We start from the raw sequence: 2,443 nt of genomic DNA on the forward strand, positions 1-2,443 counted from the left end.
CGAGTATGCTTCAAACTGATTTTTACAGAGATGGGCTTACTTTAGAGAAATTAGGTTTGGATAGAGAGGATCTTTATAAGACTATATAGTCTGGGTTTTTGTGATGCATTATAAAAGACTATCGAGTTTTTCGATAGCCTTTTATAAGCAAGCTTTGTAAGTTTTATCAGAATTTATAAGAGAGCTTATTAAACTCTATGGCATCCGCTTTCGTCTTGAGTTATAAGGTTTTTCTTCATTAGAACTCCAAGGGCTCTTTTGAAGTTTTTCTTGCTAGAGTTGAAGACTGTTTTGATTTCTTCAGGAGATGATTTGTCGTTAAATCTCATGAATCCGTCGTTTCCTTCTAGGTAGCTCATTATTGCTTTTTCTAGTGTATCTAGTTCCTCGGATCTTTCGCCTCTTGGAGATAGGCCTAGTTTACCGTCTTCGTAAATTTTTATAACTCTTAGATTTTCTAGCTTGTCGCCTATTTTTAGCTCTGTGAAGTATTCGTTGTTTAGGATTACTGCATCGTATTTGTTGTCGACACATACCATCGCTGTGTTGTTTGTTTGGAAGCCGTATACGATTCCCTCTACTGTATCGCCGATTTTGTAGTCGTGTTTTGTTGATAAGTATGGGAAGATGTCAGTTGTAGCTGCTAATCTTCCAGTTTTATCTAGGTATATATAGAATAGGTATCTTTGTCCCTTAGTCATTTCAAAAGTTTGTTGTTTGAAAGGAACTAGGATGTCCTTTGGAAGACCTACATCTACAAAGCTTCCTATTTTAGTGTGGGCTACTACCTTTAGGTAAGCGACGTCGCCTAGCTTTGCCTTTGGGTATTCTAAAGTGGCAGAAAGTCTACCTTCTGAGTCCATATATATGAATACCTCAACTTCATCTCCGACCTCTACTGTGTGTTTGTTTAGAAGTCTTTTATGAAGTAGAACATCGTCGTTTGAGTTTGCGCCTTCTTCTCCTACAAAATAGCCGAAATTTGTCTTTCTTTTTACTTTTAATTTATTGTATTCACCTAATTTTATCAAATTAAAATTCTCCTTTTCGTTCAAAATGCTATCATTATTATATCCTATTATACATGGATTATTTATTTTTATCAAACTCAGATTAGAGCTGAAATTATATTAATGAAAGCAAATTAGAGTTTATATCATGTAGATATAATTAAAAAAGTTACAAAAAAGTTACAAAATATATTGTGAAAAAGTTAAAAAAATGTAATAATATTAATTAACATGGTAAAAGTTTGATTATAAATGTAGTTTTTAAAAGAATAACCAAAAAAATGATTAAAAATATAAAAAAAGGGTAGGAAATATAAGGAAAGAAGGAGAATTATCTAAATGAATAAAAAGACAACCAAATTTTTAGGAATTTTGATTGCGCTGACGATGATTTTTTCTTTTGTCGGTTCATCTGTAGAAGGAGCAAATGAAGTTTATGCTGATACTATCAAGACTGTTACAGCTAGAGTAAATTTTAGAACAGGGCCAGGGACAAGCTATTCTGTAATATGCAAAATCAGCAAGGGCACAAAGGTAACTTACATAAGCAAAACTGGAAACTGGTCAAAAATAAAATACAACAGCACAACTGGTTATGTTTCTAGTCAATATTTATCAGGCTCATCAAGTAAAGCTGATAGGATTGTGAGCTATGCTAAGTCTAAATTAGGATGCAAATATGTTTGGGGGACTCAAGGTCCAAATACTTTTGACTGTTCAGGATTTACTTATTATGTAGCTAAGCAGGTTTTAGGGATAACAATTCCTAGATCGCCATCACCACAAAGCAAATACGGCACATATGTCAGTAGAAGCAATCTTAAAAAAGGAGATTTAGTATTTTTCGATACTCAAGGAGAAAATAATGGAAGGGTTTCACATGCGGGAATTTACTTGGGTTCAGGAGAATTTATACATGCGTCTTCAACTAAAGGAAAGGTTGTTATATCAAATATGTCTAGTGGCCATTATTATAGAGCTTTTGTAAATGGAAGAAGAATAGTTTAAGTAATATATATAGAAAAAATGTAATATATTTAAATGTTTTAATGGAAGTATGAAATTAGATATATATTTACGATTGTATTTAATTTCATACTTTTTTTGTTGATTTTAATGTTAATTTATTGTTAATTGGTGTTATAATGATTTATGCTGTAAAATAAATTAAATATTGTTAGAATAACAATTAGAAAGTGGGGAATACTATGAAGGAGAAGTTAATTTCTCTTATGATGTCAGTAGCCTTAGTTGTTACTGTTGGTTTTAAGGTAATTAGCTATGCTGATTCGACAAGTATAGGAAGGGTTGAAGCTACTGCATTAAATGTAAGAAGTGGTCCTGGGAATACATACCCTGTTATATGGACTGTTAAAAAAGGAGATACTTTAGAGGTAGTTGGAAAAGAGGGTTCTTGGCTCAAAATTGTGTTC

The 2,443-nt window shown here is 32.3% G+C and carries 3 protein-coding genes; 2 read left to right on the top strand and 1 reads right to left on the bottom strand.

Annotation, left to right across the window (positions count from 1 at the left end; all coding sequences use genetic code 11):
* Positions 1 to 188 precede the first annotated feature (188 nt).
* Positions 189 to 1,031, bottom strand: coding sequence for a CvfB family protein (locus ACI3VO_RS14815; protein WP_439758659.1), 843 nt, complete (start codon positions 1,029 to 1,031; stop codon positions 189 to 191).
* 318 nt (positions 1,032 to 1,349) lie between these two features.
* Between ACI3VO_RS14815 and ACI3VO_RS14820 the strand changes: the two genes are divergently transcribed.
* Together ACI3VO_RS14820 and ACI3VO_RS14825 are read left to right on the top strand one after the other, a co-directional pair.
* Positions 1,350 to 2,018, top strand: coding sequence for an NlpC/P60 family protein (locus tag ACI3VO_RS14820; RefSeq protein WP_439758660.1), 669 nt, complete (start codon positions 1,350 to 1,352; stop codon positions 2,016 to 2,018).
* Positions 2,019 to 2,218: 200 nt separating this feature from the next.
* Positions 2,219 to 2,443: SH3 domain-containing protein (locus ACI3VO_RS14825; RefSeq protein ID WP_439758661.1), on the top strand; the 225-nt coding region annotated here is incomplete at its 3' end.

It is taken from the genome of Intestinibacter sp., from assembly GCF_051866655.1.
GTDB lineage: Bacteria > Bacillota > Clostridia > Peptostreptococcales > Peptostreptococcaceae > Intestinibacter.